The organism is Microbacterium sp. Kw_RZR3 (genome assembly GCF_029222405.1).
Classification (GTDB): domain Bacteria; phylum Actinomycetota; class Actinomycetes; order Actinomycetales; family Microbacteriaceae; genus Microbacterium.
Genome location: NZ_JARHXC010000231.1, coordinates 1 through 6,965, shown reverse-complemented (window position 1 = coordinate 6,965; position 6,965 = coordinate 1). Strand labels below are relative to the sequence as shown.

At 66.4% G+C, this 6,965-nt stretch carries 15 protein-coding genes, 1 tRNA gene and 1 pseudogene; 14 read left to right on the top strand and 3 right to left on the bottom strand.

The window, feature by feature from the left end; translation table 11 throughout:
• Window positions 1-33 precede the first annotated feature (33 nt).
• Complete coding sequence (locus P2P98_RS13185) at window positions 34-423, bottom strand: DUF5684 domain-containing protein (RefSeq protein WP_275800407.1); 390 nt, start codon at window positions 421-423, stop codon at window positions 34-36.
• A gap of 114 nt (window positions 424-537) precedes the next feature.
• Between P2P98_RS13185 and P2P98_RS13180 the strand changes: the two genes are divergently transcribed.
• From P2P98_RS13180 to P2P98_RS13170, 3 genes are all read left to right on the top strand, one after another.
• Entirely contained in the window at window positions 538-987 is a 450-nt protein-coding gene (locus tag P2P98_RS13180) for a hypothetical protein (RefSeq protein WP_275800406.1), read from the top strand.
• 83 nt (window positions 988-1,070) lie between these two features.
• The gene (locus tag P2P98_RS13175) at window positions 1,071-1,244 is read left to right on the top strand and encodes a hypothetical protein (protein WP_193751225.1); all 174 of its coding nucleotides are present in this window, start codon (window positions 1,071-1,073) and stop codon (window positions 1,242-1,244) included.
• 88 nt (window positions 1,245-1,332) lie between these two features.
• Window positions 1,333-1,405, top strand: a tRNA-Arg gene (locus P2P98_RS13170).
• A 222-nt stretch (window positions 1,406-1,627) separates the two neighbouring features.
• Here P2P98_RS13170 and P2P98_RS13165 read toward each other — a convergent pair.
• The gene (locus P2P98_RS13165; protein WP_275800404.1) at window positions 1,628-1,876 is read right to left on the bottom strand and encodes a helix-turn-helix transcriptional regulator; all 249 of its coding nucleotides are present in this window, start codon (window positions 1,874-1,876) and stop codon (window positions 1,628-1,630) included.
• A 74-nt stretch (window positions 1,877-1,950) separates the two neighbouring features.
• Between P2P98_RS13165 and P2P98_RS13160 the strand changes: the two genes are divergently transcribed.
• Genes P2P98_RS13160 through P2P98_RS13150 form a run of 3 tightly spaced genes read left to right on the top strand, consistent with a single transcriptional unit; the run spans window position 1,951 to window position 2,815 of the window.
• Window positions 1,951-2,175, top strand: coding sequence for a helix-turn-helix domain-containing protein (locus P2P98_RS13160; RefSeq protein ID WP_275800401.1), 225 nt, complete (start codon window positions 1,951-1,953; stop codon window positions 2,173-2,175).
• Window positions 2,172-2,366, top strand: coding sequence for a helix-turn-helix domain-containing protein (locus tag P2P98_RS13155; RefSeq protein ID WP_275800400.1), 195 nt, complete (start codon window positions 2,172-2,174; stop codon window positions 2,364-2,366). The genes P2P98_RS13160 and P2P98_RS13155 overlap by 4 nt, the downstream gene beginning before the upstream one ends.
• Window positions 2,363-2,815: a hypothetical protein gene (locus P2P98_RS13150; RefSeq protein WP_275800398.1), complete on the top strand. Its 453-nt coding sequence runs from the start codon at window positions 2,363-2,365 to the stop codon at window positions 2,813-2,815. Before P2P98_RS13155 ends, P2P98_RS13150 begins: the two co-directional genes overlap by 4 nt.
• 164 nt (window positions 2,816-2,979) lie before the next feature.
• Here P2P98_RS13150 and P2P98_RS13145 read toward each other — a convergent pair whose 3' ends face one another.
• Window positions 2,980-3,219, bottom strand: a complete 240-nt coding sequence (locus tag P2P98_RS13145; protein ID WP_275800396.1) for a hypothetical protein — start codon at window positions 3,217-3,219, stop codon at window positions 2,980-2,982.
• Between the two features lie 74 nt (window positions 3,220-3,293).
• Here P2P98_RS13145 and P2P98_RS13140 point away from each other — a divergent pair, with 74 nt between their 5' ends.
• The 8 genes and pseudogenes from P2P98_RS13140 to P2P98_RS13105 all read left to right on the top strand — a co-directional run.
• Window positions 3,294-4,058 carry a phage antirepressor gene (locus P2P98_RS13140; RefSeq protein WP_275800394.1) on the top strand — a complete coding sequence of 255 codons (765 nt, stop codon included), beginning with the start codon at window positions 3,294-3,296 and terminating at the stop codon, window positions 4,056-4,058.
• The gene (locus P2P98_RS13135; protein ID WP_275800392.1) at window positions 4,055-4,249 is read left to right on the top strand and encodes a hypothetical protein; all 195 of its coding nucleotides are present in this window, start codon (window positions 4,055-4,057) and stop codon (window positions 4,247-4,249) included. Before P2P98_RS13140 ends, P2P98_RS13135 begins: the two co-directional genes overlap by 4 nt.
• Window positions 4,246-4,800 (top strand): hypothetical protein, encoded by a 555-nt coding sequence (locus tag P2P98_RS13130; protein WP_275800390.1) that lies wholly within the window; start codon window positions 4,246-4,248, stop codon window positions 4,798-4,800. Before P2P98_RS13135 ends, P2P98_RS13130 begins: the two co-directional genes overlap by 4 nt.
• Window positions 4,797-4,961 carry a hypothetical protein gene (locus tag P2P98_RS13125; RefSeq protein WP_275800388.1) on the top strand — a complete coding sequence of 55 codons (165 nt, stop codon included), beginning with the start codon at window positions 4,797-4,799 and terminating at the stop codon, window positions 4,959-4,961. The genes P2P98_RS13130 and P2P98_RS13125 overlap by 4 nt, the downstream gene beginning before the upstream one ends.
• On the top strand, window positions 4,958-5,197 hold the full coding sequence (locus tag P2P98_RS13120) for a hypothetical protein (RefSeq protein WP_275800387.1): 240 nt from the start codon (window positions 4,958-4,960) through the stop codon (window positions 5,195-5,197). Before P2P98_RS13125 ends, P2P98_RS13120 begins: the two co-directional genes overlap by 4 nt.
• 45 nt (window positions 5,198-5,242) lie before the next feature.
• The gene (locus P2P98_RS13115) at window positions 5,243-5,680 is read left to right on the top strand and encodes a hypothetical protein (protein ID WP_275800386.1); all 438 of its coding nucleotides are present in this window, start codon (window positions 5,243-5,245) and stop codon (window positions 5,678-5,680) included.
• The gene (locus tag P2P98_RS13110) at window positions 5,677-6,282 is read left to right on the top strand and encodes a hypothetical protein (protein ID WP_275800384.1); all 606 of its coding nucleotides are present in this window, start codon (window positions 5,677-5,679) and stop codon (window positions 6,280-6,282) included. Before P2P98_RS13115 ends, P2P98_RS13110 begins: the two co-directional genes overlap by 4 nt.
• A gap of 303 nt (window positions 6,283-6,585) precedes the next feature.
• Window positions 6,586-6,965, top strand: a pseudogene (locus tag P2P98_RS13105) (hypothetical protein); the annotation flags it as partial.

Here is a 6,965-nt window from a genome sequence, read left to right as displayed (position 1 = left end):
TCGGGGCCCTCCGCCTCGGCATCCCGATCGGGATCAGATGCGCTCAGCGCGGTATGTGTCGCTGCTGAAGGCGAGAATCAGGTACCCGATGATGTGCAGCAGCACCAGCAGCACGATCGAGAAGAACCAGCCGTGGCCGAAGGCGCGGCCGATGCGGATCGACACGATGATGTAGAACACGAACCCGACGATCGGGATGATGTACAGCAGTGCGAACCAGCCCGAGAATCCCGCGATCTTCGTCAGGAAGATGACGTTCACGATCGGGATGATCGCGAGCCACCCCGGGTACCCGGCCTTGGTGAACACGCGCCACAGCGCCACGACGAGCAGCACGTAGACGGCGAGGCCGATGAGCGAGTTGGTCGCGCTCAGCGCGAAGATCGAGGTCTGGTCGGTGATGGACGGGCTCGAAGTCAGCATGCGCTCATCGTAGAGGTCTCTCAGCTTCCGTTCAGGTTTCGGATCCGGATGCCGGGCCCCGCCGCCGCGCTCCTCACCGGGGTTACGCTCGGGGAACGCGATTCGGGGAGGGACATGGGCGAGCGCCGATTCGAGTGGGGCGGCTTGAGCGCCGATCGCGCCGACTACGTCACCGCGGCGGAGGCTCTGGCCATGCTCGAGATCCTCGCCTTGGCCCACACCGACCTCGAGGTGACCACGGACCTTCGCGACGGGGCCGCGCATGCGCGTTTCGCCCGCGGTGCACGCTGGGCGGTCGTCTCGACGCCGGGATCGCGCTGGTTCTCGGTCAAGACCGACACCGGCCACCGTATGCAGCTCGTCGACGCCACCTCGTCGAAAGATGAGAGCGCCCGCCTCCTGGCCGTCTACGTCGACGTGGCCGAGGCGTACGTCCGCGGCGATGCGGTCCCCGTCCCCGCGGGGATGTTCGGCGCGACGTCGGTGACCGTCGACGTCAACGGCCGCGCGGTCGTGCTCACCCCGTCTCTCGGCCGTCGCGTGCGGGCGCTGTTCGGCCGATAGGCCCGGCCGCGCCCTCGGTCAAGCCTCTGCAGCGCCCGCGGCCTCCTTGCCAGGCTGGACGCACACGCGACGAGAGGAATGCCATGAGCGACCCCCAAAACTCCGCACCCGCCGACGACGCGGCCGACCTCGGCGACGACCCCACGGTCAAGCCGAGCCAGGAGAACGACCCCGACGAGGCGTCGAAGGCCCCGACGAAGGACGACCCGAACGTCGACCACCAGGCGACCGGGATCGGCGTCATCGGCGACGAGTGATCCGGATGCCGCGCCCCGGCGCCGCGCGGGTCGCTCCGGCCCCGCGGCGTCGGGGGCGGTCGTGGCGCGGTGATAACCTTGACCGTCCGCCTCCGTAGCTCAGGGGATAGAGCGTTGGTTTCCGGTACCAAAGGTCGCAGGTTCGATTCCTGTCGGGGGCACAGTAAACACAAGGGGAGTCGAGGAATCGGCTCCCCTTTGGTGTACCCGAAGGTGTACCCCAGCGGTTTCCGGACGTCCGGCTCCGATGTCGGGGGTGTCGAGTACGGTGTTCGAACATTGATTCGAAGCTCGGGAGAAGATATGGGCAACGGGGCCACTGACCAGATGACCGTGACGGAGCTGTGGCTGAGCGCGCGCCAAGCCGGACAGAGCACAGCCGCTCATTTGGTGACGATCTTGTCGGCCTCGTCGAGCACGTCGGTGGCGGACATCTCGAGTACCGCAGTGATCCGCCGCAGCGCGTAGACCTTGATGTCGCGGCTGCCGTAGATGACGCGGGAGACAGTCGAGCGAGGTAGTCCTGACTGCTCGGCGAGAGCGTCGAAGCTGATACCCATATCCTCCTTCCGGTTTCGGAGGATCTGGGCGACGGCCTTGTTGTAGGCGTCGTCGGTCTCGTCGTTTTCCATACGGAACACATTAAACCCGGCGGATTCGTCATCCCTACTTGTGTTCCGAATGGGGCAGATGTAATCTGACCCGTATGGAACACACCGCGACCCGGGGCACCGTGGCTGAGGCGGTCAGAGCCGCGATCGACGAATCTGTCGGATCGCTGCGCACCGCCGCCACCGACTCCGGCATTCCCCTGACCACCCTCCACCGCAGACTGCAGGGAACCGGCGACGAGTTCACCGTCAACGAACTCCGCAGACTCGCGGCTGTCACCGGCAAGCGCCCATCCGACTTCGGAGTGGACGACAAGTGACTACCTCGATCAAGCGCGGATTCAGCCGCGAAGAAGCAGCCGAGTACGCCGGCGTCAGCGTGTACAAGATCGCGAAGGCTATCCGCGACAACAAGCTCATCGCGCGCAAGGACAGCGAGAAGAGCAAAGACGTCATCGTCTTCCGCGAAGACCTCGACGCCTACATGGATCAGTGGGCGGTGGCATCATGACCGCCCCCACCGCCGCAACCGTGCTCCGCCTGTGCGAGTACTGGATCGGGTCTGACAGCAAGGGCCGCATGTGCCGTGCTGAGGTGACCTCGATCTACCGCTTCTGCGACAAGCACTTGCCGATCGAGCGTGCACGCGCCGAGAAGCGGCTCGCGAAGACCAAGGCGTCGAACGCTCGCGCCGAAGCCGCCTGGCGTGCACGGAACGTCCCCCGCCTCCCGCAGATGCGAGCGCAGCTTGAGCGTGTCGAGGCGGAGTACGCCCGCCGCACCCGCTCCACGGTCGACGACCGCGCCGCCGTCGGCGGCAACACGCACCGGTCGATCGACCGCGCCCGCCTGGCGTCGTTGTCTGACTCGAACGTCTCCCGCGTCGTCGAGCTGCAGCGCATGATCGCCGCGCTGAAGGTCGACATCGCTCGCGCCGAGAAGCCGGAGGTGGCATCATGACCGCCCCCACCCCGTTCTGCGCATCGCACCCGTTCGGGACCACGACGATGTGCGGACCGTGCCGTGACCGTCGCCGCATGATGGCGACCGGACTCACCTCCCCGGAGCAGCACTACGAGCAGGCGGTGCAGGAGTACAACATCCGCAACCGCAAAGCGGTCCCGTCAGTCGAAGGCCTTGGGGTTGAGCTGGAAGCGGTTCTCGCGGACAACAACGACGGGACCGTCGGCCGGGACGAGAAGCTCCGCGGTTCGTCCGTCCTCAAGAAGGACCGTGAGCCACGCCCCATCCCGGTAGTCGCGAGCGTCGGTCAGATGGTTCTGGATCTTGTACGTCCAGTGGTCGTCGTCGTACTTCGTCGACAGGTCGAAGACGGATCCGTAGTAGTGCAGTTGGACAGCCATGGGCGGAAGCGTACCGCCCGTCGTGTCCTGACCGCCCTCGCGGTGGTTGCGCTCGCGATCTGGGTGGTGGCGTCATGACCGCTGATCTGTCTGTCTTCCGTTTCGATGGTGCTGATGTGCGCACGGTCGTGATCGACGGGGAGCCGTGGTGGGTCGGGAACGACGTTGCCCGTGTCCTCGGGTACGTGAACCCTGCTGCGGCGATCGCGAAGCACACCAAGGGGGTCGCGAAGCGGTACCCCCTTCGCACGGCCGGTGGGGTGCAGGAGTTCCGCATTCTCTCGGAGCCGGACATGCTCCGCCTGGTCGTGAACAGCAACCTCCCGCAGGCTGACCGGTTCGAGCGGTGGGTGTTTGAGGAAGTTCTCCCGGCGATTCGTCGCACCGGCGAGTACGTCACCCCCGTCGAGGAGTCTCCTGAGCAGTTGATGGCGAGAGCGCTCGTCACCGCTCAGGGTGTCATCGAACGCAAGGACGAGCAGATTGCCGCCCTCGCCCCCCGAGCGGAGGCGTGGGATGAGCTCGCGTCTGCTGAGGGGGACTACTCGGTCGCGGATGCCGCGTCGATCCTGAACCGCGCCGGCATCGAAACGGGCCCGCAACGCCTGTTCGACAAGCTCGGTGAGATCGGGTGGATCTACCGTGGCGAGGCTCGCCGGTGGCGCCCGTACGCGAAGACCATCGACTCCGGGTACATGTCGGAGCGGGCCATGCCTCCCCGTGTCGACCATGACGGGATCCTGCAACCGGTCGCACCGCAGGTTCGGGTCACCGCTCGGGGTCTCGAGCGCCTCCGGGTGCGGCTCGGTGTCCTCTCCGCTGTGGAGGTGGCGTCGTGACCATTCCTTCATCCGAACTGTGGGGCGACAAGACGTACGGCGACGGCGTGACCCCGGTCCCGAAGGTCGCCGCGAGGTGCAAGTCGTCGGCTTCGAAATCGTCGAACGCGCACGTCTGCAAGCTGCACCACGCCCACAAGGGCGAGCACCGGTGCGTGTGCGGCAAGAAGTGGTCGGGGGTGGCGTCGTGAACATCCCCTTCACCGCATCCAACGGCATCCCCGTGCATCTGACCACCGACGCATCGAACGTGCCCGTGCTGACCACACTCACCAAGGAGTTCGCGCACCCGTTCATAAGCGCACGCGGCGACGACGTGCAGGCATTGCGTGAGTTCTTCCAGGCGGAGGCTGACGAACGCGTCGGCCGGTGGCGTGATCCTGAGGACGCCGTGTTCGTCGTCTACTCGGGCGGCGCCTGGGATGGCGTGTACTCGCCCATCCGCGTCGTCGCCGAGAGGAACGGCGCCTCGTGGCTACTTGATCGCGAAGACCACGAGCCGAACGTGCCTGCGACGGTGCTCGCGGTTGCGCGCCGGTACTTCGATGCTCACCCGGAGCCGAAGCCGTGGCACGACGCGGCCGAAGGTGAGGTGTGGATCCTGATGTTCGCCAACTCATCCCACGCGTGGTTCGTCAACGGCGACTACTTCCAGTCGACCAAGACGCTGACGAACATCGCCAAGACCGACGAGGGCATCATCGCCGGTCGCTGCATCTTCCCCGAGGAGGTGCCTTCGTGACCGCCCGGTTCATCTGCGCTCTTCCTGGCCGCTCGGTAAAGGTGGAGGCCGAGTCGCCGGAAGACGCGTGCGACGTCGTGATGGAACGGTACGGAATGTACCCCGCCTCGGTGGACGAGATCCTGCCCACTGCGTACGTCCCGCGCGAGGTGTCGTCGTGATCCGTTTCATGTTGGCCGTCTGCGTGGTGATCGTGGCGGCGTTGGTTGCTCCGGCTGCTGCGGCGCCCGCGTTCAACTCGGCGGACCTGATTGTCTGCGCGTCCCCGTTCGTGTTTCTGGCTCTCGTGTGGCCGCGCCCCCGCCGTCCGCGGGTGCCGTGGTTCGCGACCATCCCGGACACGCACCCGGATGCTCTCGGTTCCCTCGACCGGGAACGCATCACCCCCAACCCCTGACGCCCCCGCGTCACCACCGTTTCGATCCTGACCGAAGGGCACATCATGACGGATCACCCTCATTTCCCACGCCTGAACAAGAAGACACTGGGCGCGGCACTCGAACGGCTCCTGCAGACAATCTCGCCGGAGCCGCCGAGACGCCGCACGTTCGAACCTGCTCGCGTTGAGTGGAACCGTCGCGCGATCCGATTCCGCGACATGCCACCCGAGATGCGGCGCACGTTCGACGAAGCCCGCCCCTACCTGTCGGTCCACCCTGAGCGGGAGATCGCGTACGAGGCGCTGGGGATGGGTTACTGCCCCGCCTGCGAGGATTGGTACCACGCCACCCTTTTTGAGTGGATTCTGTCGCCGGCGTTCCTCCGCGCGCAGCGGTGGGCGCACCGGCACAACGCCGAGCACCACCCCCGCCGGTGGCTCCGCTCCCAGCATTTCCAGGCGTCTATCCCGGTTGAGGTGCGAGAGCGAGCCCAAGCATGAGCTGTCACGACATCGCCTGCCTCGTCGCCGACGCACGCCGCGACATCACCGACGCCGATCGATGCTTGGCGATGCATATCGAGCCGTCCGTGGGTCAGCTCCACCGCCGCCTCCGCGAGGTGACGGACGCCCTAGCTGTCCTGTCCTCCCCGCCCGCCGACGACGTACGCGAAGCGCTGACCGACGTGGAAGCTCTCGAGTCGCTCCCCACGCGGTCGGTTGTCATGGACGGCGGCGGCAAAGTATGGCGCAAACTCGTCACTGGTCTCTGGGATTGCCTCGACACAAACGGCGACCCGCCCGCCGAGGAATCTCACACCGTCCTGTGGCAGTCGGCCCCGCCGCGCGTCGCCGTTCTCTGGCGGCCGGCCGCCGAGGTCCGCCCGTACGGGACGGTCACCGACGCTGCCCGCATGGAGTACACGATCGCGGCAGAGTCGGAGAACGGTGCGATCACCCAGCTAGCCGACTACACGACAGTCGTGCGCGAGCACCTCAATGCGGACCTCGAGCTCTACCGCATCGAGGAGGCGCGAGCAAAGGGCAATCCAGACCGCATCTTCATCGCGGAGCGCCCGGTCCCGAAGTGGGTGCGCTCATGACCGCCCGCGCCCCGAAGCCTCGTGTCGGCTCACCCATCATCTTCCGTGCACAGGCGGACGGACCCGAGCACGAGGTCCGCCCATGCTCCGGCAAGTGCCGCACCTACTGGTTGTCCGGGTACATCGTCCTGTCCTGCTCAAAGTGCACGAAGGCGATCAAGCGGATCGAACCGGAGGCGACCTCGTGACCGCTGACTTCTCGTGCCCGTGTGGGACCACTGCCCACCGTAACCCCGGCGACACCACCGACCAGGCTGACGCGTTCGATGCGACCGTTCGCCGCCACTTCAACGGAGACCACTCATGAGCACCCCCATCACCGCATTCAAGGGTTTCGACAAGGATCTGCGCTGCCGCGGCTTCCAGTACACCGCAGGCCAGACCTACAAGCACCCCGGCACCGTAGATGTGTGCCGCGCCGGGTTCCACGCTGTCACCCTCCCTCTCGACGTCTTCCGCTACTACAAGCCGTCCGAGTCCGTGTATCACCGCGTCGAGCTCGAGGGCGTCGTCACGGAGGCTGGCGGCGACTCGAAGGTCGCGGGGAAGAAGATCACCGTCGGCGCGTCGCTGAACATGTTCGGGCTGGTGAAGGCGCATGTCGAGGCGGTCTGGAACCTGGCGAAGAAGCCGGAGAAGCCGTCGGAGGGGTCGAAGGCGACGACCGGGGACTACGCGCACGC